16 protein-coding genes and 1 riboswitch are annotated in these 19,470 nt (G+C 62.1%); of the genes, 4 read left to right on the top strand and 12 right to left on the bottom strand.

Translation table 11 applies throughout. The annotated features are described in order from the left end of the window. Window positions 1-249: 249 nt before the first annotated feature. Window positions 250-1,608, top strand: coding sequence for a serine hydrolase (locus NZ746_03875; GenBank protein ID MCS6816502.1), 1,359 nt, complete (start codon window positions 250-252; stop codon window positions 1,606-1,608). A 557-nt stretch (window positions 1,609-2,165) separates the two neighbouring features. Here the strand turns inward: NZ746_03875 and NZ746_03870 are convergent. Together NZ746_03870 and NZ746_03865 are read right to left on the bottom strand one after the other, a co-directional pair. Then, window positions 2,166-3,359 (bottom strand): hypothetical protein, encoded by a 1,194-nt coding sequence (locus tag NZ746_03870; GenBank protein MCS6816501.1) that lies wholly within the window; start codon window positions 3,357-3,359, stop codon window positions 2,166-2,168. After that, the gene (locus NZ746_03865) at window positions 3,328-3,900 is read right to left on the bottom strand and encodes a hypothetical protein (GenBank protein MCS6816500.1); all 573 of its coding nucleotides are present in this window, start codon (window positions 3,898-3,900) and stop codon (window positions 3,328-3,330) included. Before NZ746_03865 ends, NZ746_03870 begins: the two co-directional genes overlap by 32 nt. A gap of 545 nt (window positions 3,901-4,445) precedes the next feature. Here NZ746_03865 and NZ746_03860 point away from each other — a divergent pair. After that, a complete protein-coding gene (locus NZ746_03860; GenBank protein MCS6816499.1) occupies window positions 4,446-4,700 on the top strand; it encodes a hypothetical protein in 255 nt (84 codons plus the stop codon). Between the two features lie 209 nt (window positions 4,701-4,909). On the opposite strand, the gene NZ746_03855 is transcribed toward NZ746_03860, so the two are convergent. Beyond that, the gene (locus NZ746_03855) at window positions 4,910-6,229 is read right to left on the bottom strand and encodes an inositol-3-phosphate synthase (protein ID MCS6816498.1); all 1,320 of its coding nucleotides are present in this window, start codon (window positions 6,227-6,229) and stop codon (window positions 4,910-4,912) included. Between the two features lie 268 nt (window positions 6,230-6,497). Here NZ746_03855 and NZ746_03850 point away from each other — a divergent pair, with 268 nt between their 5' ends. After that, window positions 6,498-7,481 carry an RluA family pseudouridine synthase gene (locus tag NZ746_03850; protein ID MCS6816497.1) on the top strand — a complete coding sequence of 328 codons (984 nt, stop codon included), beginning with the start codon at window positions 6,498-6,500 and terminating at the stop codon, window positions 7,479-7,481. 16 nt (window positions 7,482-7,497) lie between these two features. On the opposite strand, the gene NZ746_03845 is transcribed toward NZ746_03850, so the two are convergent. From NZ746_03845 to NZ746_03810, 8 genes are all read right to left on the bottom strand, one after another. Next, entirely contained in the window at window positions 7,498-9,327 is a 1,830-nt protein-coding gene (locus NZ746_03845; protein MCS6816496.1) for an extracellular solute-binding protein, read from the bottom strand. Continuing rightward, on the bottom strand, window positions 9,324-10,172 hold the full coding sequence (locus tag NZ746_03840; GenBank protein ID MCS6816495.1) for an ABC transporter permease: 849 nt from the start codon (window positions 10,170-10,172) through the stop codon (window positions 9,324-9,326). The genes NZ746_03845 and NZ746_03840 overlap by 4 nt, the downstream gene beginning before the upstream one ends. A 7-nt stretch (window positions 10,173-10,179) precedes the next feature. After that, window positions 10,180-11,271, bottom strand: coding sequence for an ABC transporter ATP-binding protein (locus NZ746_03835; GenBank protein ID MCS6816494.1), 1,092 nt, complete (start codon window positions 11,269-11,271; stop codon window positions 10,180-10,182). 124 nt (window positions 11,272-11,395) lie between these two features. Next, on the bottom strand, window positions 11,396-11,977 hold the full coding sequence (locus NZ746_03830) for a D-sedoheptulose 7-phosphate isomerase (protein ID MCS6816493.1): 582 nt from the start codon (window positions 11,975-11,977) through the stop codon (window positions 11,396-11,398). 28 nt (window positions 11,978-12,005) lie between these two features. Next, window positions 12,006-14,492 carry a TonB-dependent receptor gene (locus NZ746_03825; GenBank protein MCS6816492.1) on the bottom strand — a complete coding sequence of 829 codons (2,487 nt, stop codon included), beginning with the start codon at window positions 14,490-14,492 and terminating at the stop codon, window positions 12,006-12,008. A 22-nt stretch (window positions 14,493-14,514) separates the two neighbouring features. Continuing rightward, a complete protein-coding gene (locus tag NZ746_03820) occupies window positions 14,515-15,378 on the bottom strand; it encodes an ABC transporter ATP-binding protein (protein ID MCS6816491.1) in 864 nt (287 codons plus the stop codon). Window positions 15,379-15,381: 3 nt separating this feature from the next. Further along, complete coding sequence (locus tag NZ746_03815; protein MCS6816490.1) at window positions 15,382-16,467, bottom strand: iron ABC transporter permease; 1,086 nt, start codon at window positions 16,465-16,467, stop codon at window positions 15,382-15,384. After that, the gene (locus NZ746_03810; GenBank protein ID MCS6816489.1) at window positions 16,464-17,387 is read right to left on the bottom strand and encodes a cobalamin-binding protein; all 924 of its coding nucleotides are present in this window, start codon (window positions 17,385-17,387) and stop codon (window positions 16,464-16,466) included. The genes NZ746_03815 and NZ746_03810 overlap by 4 nt, the downstream gene beginning before the upstream one ends. Before the next feature lie 22 nt (window positions 17,388-17,409). Continuing rightward, a riboswitch (cobalamin riboswitch) is annotated at window positions 17,410-17,634 on the bottom strand. Window positions 17,635-17,834: 200 nt separating this feature from the next. Between NZ746_03810 and NZ746_03805 the strand changes: the two genes are divergently transcribed. Beyond that, on the top strand, window positions 17,835-18,920 hold the full coding sequence (locus tag NZ746_03805; protein ID MCS6816488.1) for a rod shape-determining protein: 1,086 nt from the start codon (window positions 17,835-17,837) through the stop codon (window positions 18,918-18,920). Between the two features lie 52 nt (window positions 18,921-18,972). On the opposite strand, the gene NZ746_03800 is transcribed toward NZ746_03805, so the two are convergent. Beyond that, complete coding sequence (locus NZ746_03800; GenBank protein ID MCS6816487.1) at window positions 18,973-19,449, bottom strand: NADH-quinone oxidoreductase subunit I; 477 nt, start codon at window positions 19,447-19,449, stop codon at window positions 18,973-18,975. Between the last annotated feature and the right edge of the window lie 21 nt (window positions 19,450-19,470).

The raw sequence follows: 19,470 nt of genomic DNA, 5'->3' as shown, positions 1-19,470 counted from the left end.
GAAGCTGAAGGTAAATGGTACCTGCCGCTCGCCGAGAGCGTCAAGCAGGCCGAAGAGCACTCTTTGGCTCGTCGAGCCGAGACTCCCCCGCGCAGCGAGCCATCCGCAACCTCCAGACCTCGGTCGCTCCCGCTCGCGGCGAACGCACGTGGCATCGCGTTTCGTGACTCTGCCAATTGACGGCGCGGAGGGCCCTCGGCGATACTAGCCAGCACGCTCGCCGAAATCCGACGTCAGGGAGAGCTCGCGATGAGAAGACTCGACCTCAGAGCGGGAGCGCTCGTAGCGCTCATCCTTTTGACCAACGCGCGCGGCGTCGCTCAGGACATCGTCTCGAAGATCGAAGCGTACATGAATGCTCACGTCCGCGCGAATCGCTTCAGCGGGGCGATCCTGGTGGCCCGCGAGGGAAAGGTGATCGTGAGCAAAGGATACGGCTGGGCGAATCTCGAACACGAGGTGCCCAACACGCCGCAGACGAAATTTCGTCTGGGCTCCATCACCAAGCAATTCACGGCGATGGCGATCCTGATGCTCGAAGAACGCGGCCGATTGAGCGTGCATGATCCCGTGTGCCGATATGTGCCAAACTGTCCCGAAGCATGGCGGGAGATCACGATCCATCATCTGCTCACGCACACGTCGGGAATCCCGAATTTCACCAACTTCCCCGAGTATGTGAAGACGCAATGTTTGGGAGAGCCCGCACCTCCAGCGAGCACGCTCGATCGGTTCCGAGACAAACCGCTCGATTTCCGACCAGGAGAGCGCGCGAGCTACAGCAATTCGGGCTACATCGTGCTCGGCTATATCATCGAGAAAGTAGCGGGCGAGCCGTATGAGGCGTTCCTGCGCAAGAATATCTTCGAGCCACTGGGGATGGTGAACACAGGCGTTGACAGCAACAGCCGGATCATGAGACACCGCGCGGCAGGTTACACCTGGCAAGACGATGCGCTCGCCAACGCCCCGTATATTGATATGACGATCCCCCACGCGGCCGGCGGGCTGTATTCGACGGTGGAAGATCTCTATCTCTGGGATCAGGCCCTGCACACGGAGCGGCTCGTCTCGAAGGCATCATTGGAGAAGATGTTCACCCCGTTCAAGAACAACTACGCCTACGGCTGGGTGGTCACCACGCATTTGAATCGCAAGATGATCGGGCACGGAGGGCGCATCAACGGCTTCAGCACATTCATCGCGCGATACCCGGACGAGAGGGTGGTGGTCGTCGTGCTCAGCAATCTCGAGAGCGCGCCATCGGGTCGGATCGCGCGCGATCTCGCTGCCATCGTCTTCGGCGAACCTTACGAGCTTCCCAGAGAGCGCGTGGCCATCGCGCTCGACCCGAGGATCTACGACGCATATGTCGGACGATACGAACTCGCTCCTAATCTCGTCCTCACCGTCACGAGAGAGGACGATCGGTTGATGCTGCAGGTAGGGGGACAGCCACCGATCAGGATGTTTCCCGAATCGGAGACGAAATTTTTCCTCCGGATCGTAGACGCGCAAATCACCTTCGTGAAGGACGAGAAGGGAGAGGTCACCCACCTCATCCTCCACCAGGGCGGACAAGATCAGGTGGCGCGCAGGGTTCGCTGAACGAGCAGACGAACGTTCGTCGGCGCCGTGCCGTTTCTCAAAATGAGGATGCTCTCTCAGCGAAAAGCGCAGGACACAGCGCGAACGAAGACGACCGCTCTCCTCATCTTGAGCCGTCCTATTCCGATGTGGGGGGTGATGAGCGGTGACAGCTCGATGTGCGGAGCGCCACTGGTCATCGAACGAGCCCGACCTCTAGCTCGATCTGGGAAAGATTTGACGTCGCCAAGGGAGAGCCGACCCTGGGACGGCGATGCCGCACGAAGGCGCGCAGAGTGTCGCACGCGCCGTTCCGCCGAGCGAGAGCGTCTGTTTGCTGAGGATCGCTTCCGCTGATGACGTCTCGGAGGCGTTCGGGCCAGCGTGAATCTCATGAACCGTCCAAGTCGTGCGCGCCTGGCTCTTGCGCCAGGAGGAATCGCTTCGCGATCGCGCGAGGGGTGAAAGAGCACGAGGGCTCGCACGTGATCTCAGCACGTGGAACTCGCGGCGGTTTCCGCCCGGAGCTCAGAGGTCGGCTTCAGGATGCCAAAAGACGTCGCGCCTTGGAACGGTCCTTAGTGTTCTTCGCGATCTCGCTTCACGCGTTGGAGCACTTCGACCGCTAGAGCGGCTTGGGCGATGGCGCGAATCTCCGGGCTCGTCCAACTCGAGGCCAGGGCGATCAGGCGCGGAAGCTCTTGCTCTCGCCGGGCAAGTTGCCGGAAGATTTGAACAACGATGGGCGCGAGGTCGAACGATCCAATAACGCGTACGGCGGCGAACTGTCCGATCTCGATCGTGATTCCAGCTTCCGTCGCTCCATTCAGGTCGAGACGGGCCTTATTGAAAAGCTCCACGGCCCGCATCAACAGCACCTCTCCTTGAGTCGGATCATTCGGCAGCAAAGCGGCGGCCAAATAGAGTGCAGCGCGCGCCTTCCCCTCTTCAGCGAGTATTTGTTCGAACCGGTTCTGCATGCGCACAAGGAGCAGGGTTCGACGCTCAGCGTCCTTCACCTTCTCGAGAACCTGAGCGGCGGCGACCACGCTTCTTTCTGCATTCTCTACGGCTAAGGCGTACGTTTCGGCTTCGTTCAGGGCGCCCTCTTTGAGGAAGTGAGCGACGGCCTCGAAGCGTATGAGATCGCTCATCTCCTTACGGGACGTCCGATCGCGGATCCTGGAAGCAGTGGAGAGAGCCTTCTCGAAGTCATGTCGCCCTGAGAGAAGGTGGGCAGCATGGGCTATCATCGCGTCATGCGTCGAATCGTCCCGAGCCGTCTGGGCTTTGGTGATCAGGTCCTCAGCTTCCGCCCGTGGATCCGTCCGACGTTGCTGCTCGCGGCGTTCGACATCAGCGATCGCAGAAGCCGGAAGTCGGCTGGTGACGAAGGTCAACAAACTTTCAACCCGCCCTATCAACTCGGGAGCGAACCGTTCCACCTCCGGACGAATGTTCATGAGGGCCCAATAAACGTGGGCGGGTATGCGAGGCCTCGAAAATGCGACGTGCGCGAGCTGTTCGACGAGGACATCCAAATATAGACGTGCCAGGTAGGGATCCGGTGGTGGGGGATCAACAAGAGGAAACCGATCGGGTAGGCTCACTCCGGGAATCGCATAGGCGCCCAACCAATACAAGCCATCCAGATCCCCTCGGGCCGCGGCATGCTGCAGAGCGGAACGAAAGAGGGTATGCGCCAGGTCCGGATTCTCCTGTCTGAGATGGAACAGGAGATTAACCAGCGAGAGGGTCACCCCGTATCTCATGCTCAGCTTGCTCAGCTCGCTGATTTTTTCGCTCGTTCTCCGAAGAACCGGATGATCGAGCGATGAGGGAGCGAGCGATGTTGGTCAGGACATTAGCTTTCCATTGTTCACTGGCTTTCAGTCGCTCGAGGCTCCCTTTCAAAAGTTCGACATCCAAATCCGCACCATGCTCCAAAAGCTTCTCCCACAGGAAGTCCACTTCGTAGGGGTTGCGAATCGCTACGCGCTGTTTGAGCCTCATCATGCGCGCCTCGGGCGTCTCGAAGTCTACCTCAGCGAGCGCCCGAGCGGCGGCGCGCACCAACCGATTCGCTCGTTCCGGCTCGATCGGTTTCACCAGTTCGACGATCACGAGAGCGCCATGGGCAAATCGAAGAGGGTGCCGCTCCTCTCGAAGCGTTCGTTCGGCCTGTTCAAGCAGTATGACCGCCCACGTTTGCTGATCCTGGACATCCTGCGCTTCTGAGAACCCTCTTAGTTGAAACGTCGGTTGTAAGAGGGCGATCTCAAATATGACCGCGAGTGCGACGATGCATTTCATATTGCCCACCTCATTTCGGAGGATGCGTCATCTGCGTTATTTCTAATCTCGGAGCGGCGGCCATGAGCCGCTGAGCCAGCGTGAGCAATCGCTCCGCTCGTCGAGGATCCTGCTTCGACCAAGCCCGCGCAGCTTGACGAAGAACGTGGTACGACTCGTTGATATCAATTCGCTCCACCGTATCCTCAAAAGCGCACGCTGCGAGGGACTCAGCACTCTCGTTGCTCCTCAGGCCCGTAATAAACTCCTCGCCGCCACCACTTCTGCGGCATATGATCAATCCCCCTCCTTGGCAGGAAATGGCGCATCCCATCGTAGTCCCCGGACTATTGCAGCATGGGGTTCCGGTACATTCCGTCAGATCTCGGCAGCACAAGTTTTGTGCTCGGGCGGTGGCGGGTTCGAATGCAGGCATGACTCCCAGAAGGAGGGAAAGCCCAACCCATCTCAACGCATTCTTCACGGTGAAAATCTCCTTGCGCGTTTTTCAAGAGCTTATTTTGGGAAGCTCCTTCGGGATGTCAAATTCTATATGAATTTCGCTCATGATGGTTCCTGCCGGACGCTGCGTCTTTCTCGGGATCGCATTGAGGCGAACGCTCTATCCGCCGTCCTCCTGCGCGGCGTTGTCTCCGTTGCTGATCGCGCCATGGTCCTTTTTACTGCTGACGACAGAGATCACGAGCGCGCTCGCTGAGTGGAAGCGTGCGATGGCAATTGGGCTCGTGAGCCTTTCGATGATCCTCGGCTTGAAGGCGGATTATCGCACCCCTTCGTTTGACAGCGACTATTGGCCCTGACACGGATCGGCGCGTTGGGCACCGGAGGGAGGTGATGACTGTCGCAGGGGCCCCCAAGGGGGAGGCGGTATGCGCTGATGGCGAGCCGCTGGTGGATCCGGGACGGGCCGAAGGAGACATCGCGAGGATGGACGATCTCGGTGCGCGCACGGTCAGCGAGTCGAGAGGGAAGCCTCTCGGCGAGAAGACGTCGCGCGCTGTCCGAATGCTCAATCGTAATATTCCAGGCCAAGATGCGTGATCAGTTCCTCCCCGCGAAGGTAGCGGAGCGTGTTCTTGAGCTTCATGAGTTGAATGAAGAGATCGTGCTCCGGATAGAGGCCGGGCGCCGTCATCGGGCTCTTGAAGTAGAAGCTCAACCACTCTTGGATTCCGCGCATGCCGCATCGCTGGGCGAGATCGAGGAAGAGCACGAGATCCAGCACCAAGGGCGCCGCCAGGATGGAATCGCGGCAGAGGAAATTGATTTTGATCTGCATCGGGTAGCCGAGCCAGCCGAAGATGTCAATGTTGTCCCACCCCTCCTTATTATCGCCGCGCGGCGGATAGTAGTTGATGCGCACCAGGTGGATGAAATCCTTGTAGAGATCGGGATACAGCTCCGGCTGCAAGATGTAGTCCAGAACCGACCGCTTCGATTCCTCCTTCGTGCGGAAGCTCTCGGGATCGTCGAGCACCTCCCCATCGCGATTGCCGAGGATATTGGTCGAGTACCATCCGCTCAGTCCGAGCAAGCGCGCTTTGAGGCCTGGCGCGATGATCGTCTTGAGCAGCGTCTGTCCGGTCTTCAAATCCTTTCCGGCGATAGGGACGTTGTTCCGCTGAGCCAATTCGATGAGAGCCGGAATGTCCACGGTGAGATTGGGCGCGCCATTGGCGAACGGGACGCGACAGCGCAAGGCCGCGTAGGCATAGATCATCGAGGGCGCGATGTGCGGAGAGTTCTCCTTCAGCCCGCGCTCGAAGGCTTCGAGCGAGCTGTGCACGTCGGGCCTCGGCTCCATATAGATTTCGGTCGAGCCGCACCAGATCATGACCAAGCGGGCGCAGCGATGTCGCGCGCGGAACGTCTCGATGTCCTCGATGAGCTGCTCGGCCAGCTCATACTTGGTCCGCGCGGTCTTCACGTTCGGCCCGTTCAAGCGTCGCACGTAGGCCTGGTCGAAGACGGCTGCCATTGGCTTGATCTCTCGCAACTCCGGCTCCAGTAGAGCGAGCAATTCTTTCTCCAGGACGCCGGCATGCAGCGCCGCCTCGTAGGCGTCGTCCTCGAAGATGTCCCACGCCCCGAAGACGAGATCCTCCAGCCGCGCCAAGGGGACGAAGTCTTTGATCTTCGGCACGCGCCCCTCGGTGCGTTTCCCGAGTCGAATCGTCCCCATCTGAGTCAAGCTCCCGATGGGTTTGCCGATACCGCGGCGGATGGCGTACACGCCCGCGATGAACGTCGTGCTCACGGCTCCCAGGCCGACGAGCAATACGCCGAGCGTCCCTGTCGGCTCCGCAATTTTCACGCCTTTTTCGATCATCGCCCTCTCCTCCTCAACAGATGCCACCTCTCTGATCGGTATGTGGCGGATATTCTCCGGAAGGCCAGTATACGGGTGCGGCGGCGCGCGCGTCTCGCGCCCGCTTGCTCAAATTTTGCGCTCGCTTGCGTTCTGGCGCGAGCCCTTTCAGCAAACCGCCGCGCGCGACGTGCTCCGCGCGAAGCCACGGGCGCCTTGTTCGCGCGGACGTCCCCTCCTATCATGAGAAGGTGATCGTCCGAACCCGATGTCTTCGACGAAGCAACGGATGAAGCTTCAGGACGGAACTGAGATTCGCACGGTGACGGTCTCGGCTTCGGAAGCGGGCATGCGGCTCGATGTGTATGTGACGCGCGCTCTCGCGGAATTGAGCCGCACGCGCATCCAAGCCTTGATCGAAGATCAGGCCGTGCTCGTGAACGAACGTCCGGTCAAGCCGAGCTATCGTGTGCGCGCGGGCGATCGGATTGAGATCGAGCTGCCTCCTCCTCCGGTGCTCGAGCTTCGACCAGAGCCCATTCCTCTCACGATCGTGTACGAGGACGAAGACCTCTTGGTCGTGGAGAAACCGGCCGGGATGGTCGTCCATCCTGGAGCTGGTGTCTCCGGAGGGACGCTCGCCAACGCGCTGTGCTTTTACTTCCGGCAACTCTCCGAAGTCGGCGGGACAATGCGACCGGGGATCGTGCACCGACTCGATCGAGAGACGTCGGGTCTGCTGGTCGTCGCCAAGAACGATCGGGCGCACGAAGCCCTCTCAGAGCAATTCTCTCGACGCCAGGTGCAGAAGTGCTATCGCGCGCTCGTCATTGGACACGTCACTCCGCGCGAGGGACGCATCGCTGCCCCCATCGGGCGTCACCCCGTTCATCGGACGATGATGGCTGTTCGTCCTCCAGGGCAGGGGCGCGATGCGCTCACGCTCTATCGCGTGATCGAGATGATCGGGGACTTCTCTTTGCTGGACGTGGAGATCAAAACGGGACGCACGCACCAGATTCGCGTACACTTTCATTCGCTCGGCCATCCCGTCGTCGGCGACGCCGTATATGGGCGCGCGCTCTGGACGAAGGTTCGCGATCCCGTGCTTCGCCAAGCGATGGCGCAACTTGGTCGCCATTTCCTGCACGCCTATCGGCTCGGTTTTCGCCATCCCCGATTGGGACAGATGATGGAGTTCACCTCTCCTTTGCCCGACGAGCTGGAGGTGTTCCTGGCGCTCGCTCGCGCGCGAGCCGCACCTTCGAGCTGATGACGGCGGCGTGGGATCACCGCGCGAGTTTCACCTCGGTCCAGTAACGATCATAGAGCACGGTCGTCGGACCGAGGTCTTGCAGGTATTCGCTTCGACGCAATACCTCGGGCGGGATGGAGAAGATCGGATGTCGCTGCAACTCGGGACGCAGCCGCGGCCACGCCGAACGGTTGGGCATGAGGTAGAGGATGTCGTTCATGTTCTCGGCGGCGATATCCGGGTCCAGCAAGAAATTAATGAACTCATGCGCGAGATCGGGGCGTTCGGCCGAGCGCGGGATGCAGAGATTGTCCACGATGAGCGTCGTCCCCTCGCGGGGGATCACGAACTCGATATTCGGATTCTCTCGCCGCGCTTTGACGATCTGCCCATCCCAGGCTTGGGCGATCCACGCTTCGCCGCTCAACAGGAGCTGATCGAAATTCGCGCTGTCGTAGGCGCGCACCAGAGGCTTCTGTCGCTGCAGCAGATCGCGCGCGCGTCGAAGTTGCTCCGGATCGGTGCTGTTGATGGAATATCCGAGGAGTTTCAGCGCAGCGCCGAACGCCTCGCGCATGTCGTCGAGCATCGCGATGCGATCGCGCCACCGCGCGTCCCAGAGATCGGCCCAGCTTTGGATGGGATCGGTGATTTTGTCCTTGCGGTATCCGATGCCCGTGACCCCACGCGTATAGGGGAGCGAATAAGCGTTCGTCGGATCGAAGGGGAGCCCGAGGGCCGAAGGATCGAGATGTCGGAGATTCGGTATCCGCGTCAGCTCGAGCGGTCGCAGAAGGTTCTCCCGAATCAGGATGCGCACCATGTAGTCGCTCGGGACGATGAGGTCGTAAGCGACCACGCCCGCCTGCAGCTTGGCCAGAAGCGCTTCGTTGGAATCATAGGTCTCGATGTTCACCCGAACTCCGGTCTTCTCCTCGAAGGCGCGCACGACGCGCGGCGAGATGTAATTGGACCAAATGAGCAGGTTCAACGTCGCGCGCGGGCGCCGCGTGGCGATGTCGCCGAAGGCGAAGCCCACGAGCCCAAGGAGAATGAGTCCAACGAGCACCAAATTCGTGCGCGTCATCCCCCGTCGCTCGATGCGAAAGGCCAAGGCCATGAGCGCGAGCGTCACCGCAAGCAGCAGCGTCGAGATGGCATTCACTTCGGGCGTGATCCCCGTCTTGATCATCGAATAGATGCGCAGCGGGAGGGTCGTCGCGCCAGCGCCTGCGACGAACGACGTGATGACGTAGTCATCGAGCGAGAGGGTGAAGACCAGGAGCCCCGAGGCGGCGATCGCAGGGGTGAGCAGCGGCAGAGTGATCTTCCAAAACACGCGCCACGGATCAGCTCCCAAATCCATCGCCGCTTCTTCCAGCCGAGGATCGAACGCGGCCAGCCGCGCCCGCACGACGAAGAAAACATAGGAGATGCTGAACGCGACGTGAGCGATGAGGACGGTCAGGAGTCCGAGTCGCAGACCGATCCAGCCGAAGAAGACGACCGAGGCGAATCCGACGACGATCTCCGGCACGACGATCGGGAGCACGAAGAGCGCCTCCGAGAGCGAGCGCGCCCGCCGCCGCGCGCGTTCGAGAGCGAGCGCGGCGCTCGTCCCCAACGTCGTAGCGATGAGCGTCGTGAGCGCGGCCACGAGCAAGCTCGTGCGCAGAGCATCGAGCATCGGATGATTGCTGAGAGCCGCCTTGTACCACTCCCAGGTGAATCCGCGCCACACGGCCAGCAGCCGCGAGTCATTGAAGGAGAAGACGGCCAGAACGAGGATCGGCGCATAGAGGAACAAATAGGTCGCCCCCATCCACATCAGGAGGATCGGCGATGTCCGCGCACGCGCCCTCATAGTCCTCTCCTCGGGCGGGCTGCCCGCGAAGCGATGAGCAGCAATGTCAACACGACGACGATCAGCAGGACCGAGAGCGCCGATCCCAGTGGCTGATTCCGTTGCACGAACTGATTCTGGATGACCGTGCCGATCATCGCCGATTTCGCCCCGCCGAGTAAATCCGGCGTGATGAATGCTCCGAGGCTCGGGATGAACACGAGCACGATCCCCGTGATGATCCCCGGCATGGTCAACGGGAGCACGATGCGCCGGAAGACCTGACGGCGATTCGCTCCGAGATCCATCGCCGCCTCAATCAGGCGCACATCCACGCGCTCCAGCGCCACATAAAGCGGCAGGATCATGAAAGGCAGCTCGCCGTAGACCTGCCCGATCACCACGGCGAAGTCCGAGTAGAGGAGTCCAGACATCGGACGTTCGATCACCCCCAGGGCGAGCAACGTCGTATTCACGAAACCTTCCACGCGAAGCAGGAACATCCACGCATACGTGCGGAGCAGAAAGCTCGTCCAGAAGGGAAGGATCGAGAGGACCAGCAGCAGATTCTTCCACTTCGGATCGGCGCGCAGGGCGATGTAGTAGGCGACCGGATAGCTGATCACCAGACACAGCGCCGTCGTCACTGCCGCCAAGGCGAACGAACGCCCGTATACCCACAGATAGAGGGGATCCATCGCCTGCCGATAATTCCACAGTCCGAACGTCCACCGCACGCCGCCGTAGAGGCCGCGTTCGGCGAAGCTCATGACGACGATGAGCCCCAAAGGGAGGAGGAAGAACAGAAGCAGCCAGAGAATGGAAGGGGCGAGCAACAGCCAGCGGTTGGCGCCCGTCTCCCGCATTTCGTCCTCACCGAGAGAGGACGACGATGCTCTCGCGCGCCCAGCAGAGGAAGACCCGTTGCCCGTCGCGGAAGGCGTCGGTCTTCGAGCCCGGGCGATTCGGCTCAGTCACCGTGACGTAGTGCTCGCCGACGCGCACGCGCCAATGGGTGGCTTCGCCCAGATACAGGCGCTCTTCAATGACGCCCTCCAATTGCACGAGATCCGTTCGACGCAGCGGGCGCGCCCGCAAAGCGATCTTCTCCGGGCGAATGGCCACTTGAGCCCGCGAGCCCTCGATCCGCCGCCCGTTGAGCGGCACGCGCACCGTGTGCCCGCACAATCCCAAGAGCGCATCGCCGTTCTCGCGGTGCAGGATTTCGGCTTCCAAGACGTTGGCCGCTCCGAGGAAAGTCGCGACAAAAGCCGTCTCCGGACGCTCGTACACTTCGCGAGGCGTGCCGATCTGCTGCAGACGCCCATCGGCGATCACGGCGATCCGATCCGAGAGGGCCAGGGCTTCTTCCTGATCATGGGTCACCAACAGGAAGCTGATGCCGACCTCGCGCTGCAGGCGTTTCAACTCGCGCTGCATCTCTTTGCGAAGTTGGAGATCGAGCGCCGCCAATGGTTCATCCAGCAGCAGCGCTTCCGGCTCCAGCACGAGCGCGCGCGCCAATGCCACGCGCTGTTGTTCGCCACCGGATAGCTCGTGCGGCCATCGTCGCTCGTATCCCGAGAGCCGCACCAACTCCAACGCCGCACCGACTCGTCGCGCGATCTCCCGCCGCGAGAGTCGCTTCTGCTCGAGCCCGAAGGCGACGTTCTTGTACACGTTCAGATGCGGGAAGAGCACATACTGCTGGAAGACCGTATGCACGCGCCGCCGATAGGGAGGAAGCTCGGTCACATCTTCGCCACCGAGATACACGCGCCCCGCATCCGGTCGTTCCAATCCCGCGATCACCCGCAAGAGCGTCGTCTTCCCCGAGCCCGAAGGGCCAAGCAACGTGAGGAATTCTCCACGCTCGACCTCGAAGGAAACGGACTCAAGCGCCGTGACCGCGCCGTAGCACTTCGTCACGCCTTCTAAGCGAATCGCGCTGGTCTGAATCGCCATCGTTCGTCTTCGGGGCTATAAAAATAGACGACTCGGCAGCCTCACGCAAGCCTTCAAGGGATCGAACGCTGCGCGATCGCGGCATCGGTTCGCTGAGGATCCCGCGCGTTCGACGCGGTCTTCCTCAGGAAGCGTCGCTGAAGGCGCTCTCGATCAATTCGCAGAGGATGTGGCCGAGCGTGATGTGCGTCTCTTGAATGCGCGCCGTCTCGTCCGATGGGACGATGAGCGGCACGTCCACGAGCTGTCCGACGAGGCCGCCGTCGCGCCCCAGCAGACCGATCGTGCGCAAGCCGAGTCGTCGCGCTACTTCCACCGCGCGCACGACATTGGGCGAGCGACCGCTCGTGCTGATGGCGACGGCGACATCGCCCGGTTCCCCAAGGGCTTCGATCTGCCGGCTGAAGACGTCCTCGAAGGAAGCGTCGTTGGCGATCGAGGTCAGAATAGACGTATCCGTCGTCAACGCCAAAGCGGCCAGCGCCGGACGCTCGCGCCGATAGCGATTGACCAGCTCGGCGGCGATATGCTGAGCATCGGCCGCGCTGCCCCCGTTCCCGAAAAGAAGGATCTTGCGGCCCGAGCGCAGCGCGGCGATCATCAGCTCGGCCGCGCGCGCGACGTCCTCCGCGTGCGCTTCGAAGAAGCGCTCTTTCACTCGGAGAGACTCGCGCGCCAAGGCCTTGATGCGCTCAACGGTGGTCATAGAGGGCCCTCGTGCCCATATGGTCGGCCTACCGAAAGATGTCCCGCCAGGCGGCGACGCCACCCCAATTCAATCGCGCGCCCGCGCGGAAGTTGAGCTTCGGCGCGGGATAGCCGAAGACCTCTGTATATCGCTGATTCAACACGTTCTCGACGACGGCCACCAGCGTGAGGCGATCGTGCGGCCGTATGCTCAAGCTCACGTCCACCTTCTGATACCCCGGATTCAGATTGCGATTGGGCAGCAACATGGAAGAGCCGAAGAAGGGATCCGAGAGGAACGTGCTCGTATCGCGGCGGCCGACGAACGATCCGACGACCGCTACGCTCCAGCGCGAACGCGCCCATGCGACGAGCACGCTTCCCGTATGCGGCGGCCGTTGGAATGGACGCGCGCCCACCAGTGGCGCGAAAGCCCCGATGGGAATGCCGGGGAACGCCCGATTGAACGAAGGCCGCAACGCATCGCTGGAGAACGAGCGCAGGACCTTCGCATCCAAGTAGGTGTAGTTCCCGCGCGCCATGAGCCCATAGCCGAAATCGGCCATGAGTTCGACCTCCGCCCCCCGCGCCCGGAACGTCTGCGCGTTCACGTTCGCCCCGAACGGTGTCGCCTGCGCGACCTCCGCGGGAACCCCAAGTTGCACGAGCGCCGAGCGCGAGAGGAACTCGATCACGTCCTTGAACCGATTGTGGAAGAACGTGAGCGAGAGGCGCGCGCGATTCCGCGCGAAATCCTGATCCAGTCCGAAGTCGAATCCGCGATTGCGCTCTGGCCCAATCGGCGCGATCCGAAAGCGCGCGATCAAGGCTTCTCCCGACGGTCCCAGGTTGCGCAGCACGGTGAAGAGCGAGGATCCCTCCTGGAAAATACTTGGTTCCTTGATGCCCGTGCCGAAATAGAACCGTAGCTTCGTCTCATTCCACCACGATGAGGTCTCCCCGCGCCGGAGCACATATGCCATTGAGACGCGCGGATTCGCCTTCACACCGAACACGGCATTATCCTCGATGCCCACGCCTGCCGTCACGAACCATCGAGCGGCCCAATTATACTGCCCCTGCAGGAAATAGCTGAAGTTGTCGCGAGAGACGCGCCGCGCGCCCGAACGACCGCGCTCGTTCTCGTACCGGAATCCGAACGTGCCGGTGAGCGTTTCTCCCAAGCGCACGTCCGACTGCGCGAAGAGCGATTGTCGCACCGTATCGGTCACAAACGTTCGCGGATAAGTGCCCCCGAAATCCAGGATGGCGCGCCCCCGCACGCGGAACCCATTCCCGCCGACGATGGTGACCGGAGCGCCGAGGTAAACGAAGCCAGTGCCGAAGGGATTGAAAGGTTCGCCCGTCGGCGCCGGGTTCACGGAACGACTCATCGAGTGAACGGAGGAGAAGCGGATCTGGTTCTGCCAACGGCGCGCGGTCTGATGCCGCCCGCTCAGGACGACGTAGGTCTCGCGCCCGCGCATGAAGGAATCATCGGGAATGCCGTAGAAATCGAGCGCGTTCGGTGTGCCGAGCCCCATCGCCGTGTGGCGCAGCACGAGACGAATCTCCGACGTGACGCTCGGCTGCCAACCGAAATTTCCCACGTACGTCCCGTTGTGGTAGGTGTGATTGGGAAGGTGATTGTCGGTATCGTAGCGGCTGAAGCTCGAGGCGTAATCGAACGTGCGAGCAACCCCGGACAGGGACGCCTCCTGCCGCAGGCTGCTGTAGCTTCCCCCCTCGATGGCATATCCGAACAGAGGGATGCGCGCGTGTTCCTGTCCCCGACGAGTGAAGATTTGGATGACGCCCGTTGTGGCATCCGACCCGTAGAGGACGCTACTTGGATTCCGCATAACTTCGACCCGCTCGATCTGCGTCCCCACGAGCGTGGAGAAGTCGAAGAAGCCGCCAATCTGATTGATGGGAGCGCCGTCGAGGAGCACTTTCGTGAAGCTGCTATTCCCACCGCGCATGAAGAGGCTGGTCAGACCTCCGCGACCCGCCGTCTGCGCGACGTAGAGGCCCGGGATGGTCCGAAGGAGTTCGAGGACGTGCACCTTCGCCTGGCGTTGAAAATCGCTCTCATCCAGCACGGCGATCGAAGCGCCGAGCTGAGCTTGGGGGACTTCGGTCGCCGTCGCCGTCACAACGATCTCCTCTCGCAGTGGACCGACCGAGAGCACGACATCCAGAACGCGCACGGCACGCGCGGGCACGAAGATGTTCGGGATCGTGCGCGGCGCGAACCCTTCGTGCTCCACCCGCAGGTCATAGAGACCGCTCGCCAAGCCCGCGAATCGGTACCGTCCGTTCTCGTCCGCGCTTGTGCGCGCGACCTCCTGCCCATTGCGCAAGAGGACCACGGAAGCTCTTGGGAGGACAGCACCGAACGGATCGGTGATCCGTCCTTCCAACGCGCTGCCAGTTGAAGCGATATGTTGCCCGGCGAAGAGTGAAAAAGGCGATCCCGTGGCGAGAAGACCGCCCATGAGCAATGCGACGATCGAAAGCGTCATCCTGTTCATCTCCTTGCCCTCCCATGAGAATTCAGCGCTCCTGTCGGAGCGCGAACGTTGAGGTGGACGCCGCACGATCGGGATCTTCGCTCGACGAATCGCGACGGCGATTGGAGATCGGTCCCACGAGGGTGATGCGCGGCGCCCCGCTCAGCGGATGGCGATCCACGAGGAACTCCGCCTCGAAGGCCTGTCGGAGCAGCGCCTCGGTGAACACTTCGTGAGGTGGACCGAAGGCGAGCGCTCGTCCATCCTTCAGGAGGAGGACGCGATCGGCGAATTCGGCCACCACGTTCAGCTCATGCGCGATGAAGACCGCCGCGAGCCCCCGTTCGCGCGTGAGCTGTCGAATGAGCGCTAACAGCTCGACTTGAAAGCGCACATCCAAGTTCGCCGTCGGCTCATCCAGCAACAACGCGCGAGGTTCTCCAGCGAGCGCGCGCGCGAGGATGACGCGCTGTCGTTCGCCCCCGGAGAGTTCGGCGAGCCTGCGGTCCCAAAACTCCAGCGCGCGCGTGAGGCGAAGCGCCGAGAGGGCGATTCGCACGTCCTCTTCATCCTCGAAGCCGAAGCCGTTCGAATATGGGAACCGCGCCTGCAGGACGTATTCGAGCGCAGTTATCGGGAAGCCGACCTTCGGTTCCTGCAAGACGACGCCGAGCCGTTGCGCCAACTCGCGGGGAGAGATCCGCGTCAGGGGTTTTCCATCCCACAACACCTGACCCCGCTGCGGGCGGAGGAGTCCACACATCAACCGTAACAGCGTCGTCTTTCCCGATCCGTTCGGACCGATGATGGCGACCAGCTCCCCTGAAGCGACGACGAATGAGATCCCGACGAGTACCGGTCGAGCGCTCCGCTCATAGGCGAACGTCAGATCGCGGACTTCGAACATCGCTCATGCCCTCCGCAACAGGAGAATGAAAACCGGCGCGCCCAGCGCTGCCATCACCGCGCCGACGGGCAGTTCGCGCGGGGCCAACACCGTTCGCGCTGCGGCATCGGCGAGCACGACGAGGATCGCGCCGGAGAGCGCGGCCGCCGGGATCACCAACCGATTGTCGCTCCCCCACAACAAGCGCACCAGATGGGGCACTAAGAGCCCGACGAATCCGATCGCTCCAGCCACCGAGACGATCACGCCCGCTAGCAGTGACGCCAGCAGGTACGTCACCGTCTTCACGCGCTCCACGTCCAAACCGAGCACTCGTGCTTCCTCTTCCCCCACCATGAGGAGGTTCAACCGGCGCGCCTGCCGATACGCCAAGGCGATGGCCGCAAGAACGATCCCGAAGACGATTGGGAGCAAGCCATTCCCCCCTCCGCTCAAATCGCCCATCATCCAGAAGGTGAGTCCACGCAACCGAGAATCCGGCACCAAAGCGAGCAGGAGCGCGATCGTCGCCCACAGCAGGGTCGCTAGGATCAGCCCAGCGAGAACGAGGCGTTCGGTGAACATCCCCGCTCGACTGCGGCTCATCGCGTAGACGAGCGCCGTCGCCAGCGCAGCCCCAGCGAAGGCGAGCGACGGGCGCATGAGTGGCACCTCCTCGAACCCCAAAACGGCGAGGATCGCGCCGAGAGCTGCTCCCCCGGAAATACCCAGCACATAGGGCTCGGCCAAGGGATTGCGGAGCAGCGCTTGAAGCAGAGCGCCGGCAACGGCGAGCGCCGCGCCAGCGGCCAGTCCCAACAGAATGCGCGGCCCTCGAATGCGCCACACGATGATCTCGGAGACGGTCGGCTCTTGGGCGGTGCCGAACAGATGCGTTCGCAAAACCTCCAGGACGACCGCGTGCGACACTGGCTCGCTTCCCAAGTGAAGAGCGATCACCGCACTGAGCAACAGCAACACGCTGAGCATCCCGCAGACGAGGGCGACTTTCTTCGGCGTGGCCGGTCCGCGTTCAAAAAGCGCGCGCCAGAAGGCGCGACGCTCACCCGCCGCTGCGCCCGTCGCAGAAGTGGGACGATGGCGAATCATCGGAACGCCTCTGGATGAAGGACGCGCGCCACTTCCTCCAGCCCTTCGATGAGCCGAGGCCCAGGACGGAAGAGCAGATCATTGTTGATCGCATAGACGCGTCCATGCTGCAGCGCTGGTGTCGCCGCAAGTTCCGGCCAATGCGTATCAGCGCGCCGTCGCGTGGTACGTTCGCGCGAGGGCAGAATGATCACCTCCGGAGCGCGCGTCAGAACCGTCTCCAGGCTGTAGGGCGTCCATTCTCGCTCGGCGTCAGCGGTGATGGACTGTCCGCCCGCCTGCTCGATGAGATCGGTCAAGAAAGCGCCGCGCCCAGGAACGATGAGCGGATCGCGATCAATGACCATCAGGACGCGCGGACGCGGCCGTCCTCGCACCTTCGCGCGCACGGTTTCCAAGCGAGCCCGCAGCGCGCGCACGACGCGTTCGGCCTCCTCGCGGCGACCGAAGATCTCCCCGAGATTGCCGAGCGAACGCAAAACATCCTCGACGCGCTCGGCATCTACGACGTAAAGGGGAATGCCCACTTCCTCCAATCGTCGCGCAAACCGCTCCAGTTGCGTCGCCGTCGAGACGATGACTAAGTCCGGTCGCAACGCTAGGACCCGCTCTATACTCGGATTGAGGAGATCGCCGACCTTCTCCTTGTCGCGCGCCGCTGGAGGATAATCGCAATAGCTGGTCACGCCCACGATGCGTTCCCCTAAGCCGAGCGCGAAGAGCATCTCGGTGACGCTTGGCGCGAGCGAGATCACGCGCTGCGGAGGCGAGGGAATCGCCACGCGCCGGCCGATCTCATCGGTGACGATCCGATGCTCCGCCGATCGCGGTACGCCTTCTTGCGAGGAGAGGGGACGACAAGCCCACAAGTAAAGGAGGGACGCAAGAAGGAGAAGAACAGCTCGCGTTGACGTTGGCATCCCAGCGTCACCTCGCGCCAGTTTCTGCCACACGCGAGCGGGCAGGTCTCCTGACTGAGCCCCTGGCTCATCCGCGCGATGAGCAGGTCAGCGCCTTCCCAGCCGTCACCGGCCAGTGGCTTGAGTGCCGACCATGCGGGACATCACAGTGGCGAGGGCCGTGCCGGATTCTCACCGGACTTCCCTATTCTCCCGGAGCGCCCTCATGCCTGCGGGCCCTCCGGGCACCCGCCGCGTTGTGAAAGAGCCTCGCTGATGAGGCGGGGAAAATAGCATTCGCGGCGCGCGCGTGTCAAGCTGACGGGCGGTGTTCCGCGAAGGGTCCTTCGGAAGGCGGCGAGCGCTCCGGCGCCTTGAAAAAGCCGGTTTACAAATTTCCCGAAACGGAATCTCCCGAACAGGCATCTAAGCGGATGGCAGTGAAGAACAGAAGCGAGGAGGCGAACGATGATCTGGGAGCGAATCGAACATGCATTGGCGCCGAGCGTGGCGGTTGATCTGGGGACGGTGAACACGCTCATCTACGTGCGACATCGCGGGATCGTGCTCGCGGAGCCAACGGCCATCGCGGTGAATCGCGCCGATGGGAGCGTCGTTGCTCTTGGGCGCGAAGCCTTGAGCATGCTCGGTCGCGAGCCGCGAGAGATCGCCGTACATCGTCCGGTTCGATCGGGCGTCGTTGCGGATTACGAGTTGGCGGAGAAGTTGTTGCGAGGCTTGCTGGAACGAGCGCTCGGGTACCGATTGCGCGCATGGGTTTTTCCGCGCCTGGTCCTGGGCACGCCGAGCGTCTCAACGTATGTCGAGCGGCGCGCTCTTCGAGAAGCCGCGCATCGGGCTGGCGGCTTTCACACGACCCTCATCGAGGATGGAATCGCCGCGGCATTAGGCGCCGGAGCGCTCGCGCACAACGGCCAGGCGAGCCTCATCGTGGACATCGGCGGTGGGACGACCGACATCAGCCTCGTCACCGCATCGGGATTGATCGCCGCGTACTCCTTGAACGTAGCGGGCATCGCCATGGATCACGCCATCAGCGACTATGTACTGAAGCGCTATGGGGTGATCGTGGGCGAGCAAGTGGCCGAGATGATCAAGATCAACCTAGGCGCTGCGCTCCCTCGAACGCCCGTTCGGCAGATGGCCGTCGCCGGGAAGAACGCGCATACGGGGGCGCCCTGTGAAATCGGGCTCACGAGCGATGAGGTTTTCGCTGTCCTGAACGGGCCGGTGGAGACGATCCTTCAGGGCGTGCGGCTCATGCTGGAGCGCATATCGCCGGAGACGGCGGCCGACCTGTGCGCGACGGGCATCACGCTGACGGGCGGCGGATCGCTTCTGCGCGATTTGGACGTGCGCTTTCAGCAAGAATTGAACATTCCCATCTTTCGCGCGGAGAATCCCCTGGAGTCGGTCGCGCTAGGCCTCGGGTATCTGCTCGAAGAACCGGCATGGCTCGAGCATTTCCGATCCGACGAGGAAGAGGCCGAATGGATGAACGAAGTGGAACCGATCTATGGCACCGCGCGGTGAGCGCGCATTCGATCGCGGACGCGTGCCAGGGAAGGGAGAGCCAGGAGCGTCTCTACGAGGTGATCTCCAAATGCGGCGAGACGCGCTGGCGAGTGATGAGCAAATCCTCCTTGTGCTTGATCATGTCCTCGCGCGTATACCACGCCAGTTCGAAATTCGGCCCCATGGTGATCGCATCCTTGGGACACGCCTCTTCGCAAAAGCCGCAGAAGATGCACTTGCCGTAATCAATATCGTAGACGCGGGCGTAGCGAATATCCACGCCGATGCGCTCGGGATAGGGACGCAAATCCTCCGCCGCTTCGATGTAAATGGCATCGGCCGGACACGCAATGGCGCACAGGAAGCAAGCGACGCACTTCTCGCGCCCGTTCTCATCCACGTGCAGGATATGCTGACCGCGAAACCTTCGCTCCAACCGAACCGGCTCGTCCGGATATTGCGTCGTCACGCGATCCGGCAGATGGCGAAAGGTCGTCGCTAGCCCTTGTGCGATCGCTTTAACGACATCGAGTACCCGCATGCTCATCCTCCTCGTCTCGCCCTTAAA

This window comes from Blastocatellia bacterium, assembly GCA_025055075.1.
Classification (GTDB): domain Bacteria; phylum Acidobacteriota; class Blastocatellia; order HR10; family HR10; genus HR10.
This window is presented reverse-complemented; position numbering and strand designations above follow the sequence as displayed.

Coding starts and splice junctions, on each gene's coding strand:
- NZ746_03875 (MCS6816502.1), top strand. CDS start 250: ATGAGAAGACTCGACCTCAGAGCGGGAGCGCTCGTAGCGCTCATCCTT.
- NZ746_03870 (MCS6816501.1), bottom strand. CDS start 3,359: ATGAGATACGGGGTGACCCTCTCGCTGGTTAATCTCCTGTTCCATCTC.
- NZ746_03865 (MCS6816500.1), bottom strand. CDS start 3,900: ATGAAATGCATCGTCGCACTCGCGGTCATATTTGAGATCGCCCTCTTA.
- NZ746_03860 (MCS6816499.1), top strand. CDS start 4,446: ATGATGGTTCCTGCCGGACGCTGCGTCTTTCTCGGGATCGCATTGAGG.
- NZ746_03855 (MCS6816498.1), bottom strand. CDS start 6,229: ATGATCGAAAAAGGCGTGAAAATTGCGGAGCCGACAGGGACGCTCGGC.
- NZ746_03850 (MCS6816497.1), top strand. CDS start 6,498: ATGAAGCTTCAGGACGGAACTGAGATTCGCACGGTGACGGTCTCGGCT.
- NZ746_03845 (MCS6816496.1), bottom strand. CDS start 9,327: ATGAGGGCGCGTGCGCGGACATCGCCGATCCTCCTGATGTGGATGGGG.
- NZ746_03840 (MCS6816495.1), bottom strand. CDS start 10,172: ATGCGGGAGACGGGCGCCAACCGCTGGCTGTTGCTCGCCCCTTCCATT.
- NZ746_03835 (MCS6816494.1), bottom strand. CDS start 11,271: ATGGCGATTCAGACCAGCGCGATTCGCTTAGAAGGCGTGACGAAGTGC.
- NZ746_03830 (MCS6816493.1), bottom strand. CDS start 11,977: ATGACCACCGTTGAGCGCATCAAGGCCTTGGCGCGCGAGTCTCTCCGA.
- NZ746_03825 (MCS6816492.1), bottom strand. CDS start 14,492: ATGAACAGGATGACGCTTTCGATCGTCGCATTGCTCATGGGCGGTCTT.
- NZ746_03820 (MCS6816491.1), bottom strand. CDS start 15,378: ATGTTCGAAGTCCGCGATCTGACGTTCGCCTATGAGCGGAGCGCTCGA.
- NZ746_03815 (MCS6816490.1), bottom strand. CDS start 16,467: ATGATTCGCCATCGTCCCACTTCTGCGACGGGCGCAGCGGCGGGTGAG.
- NZ746_03810 (MCS6816489.1), bottom strand. CDS start 17,387: ATGCCAACGTCAACGCGAGCTGTTCTTCTCCTTCTTGCGTCCCTCCTT.
- NZ746_03805 (MCS6816488.1), top strand. CDS start 17,835: ATGATCTGGGAGCGAATCGAACATGCATTGGCGCCGAGCGTGGCGGTT.
- NZ746_03800 (MCS6816487.1), bottom strand. CDS start 19,449: ATGAGCATGCGGGTACTCGATGTCGTTAAAGCGATCGCACAAGGGCTA.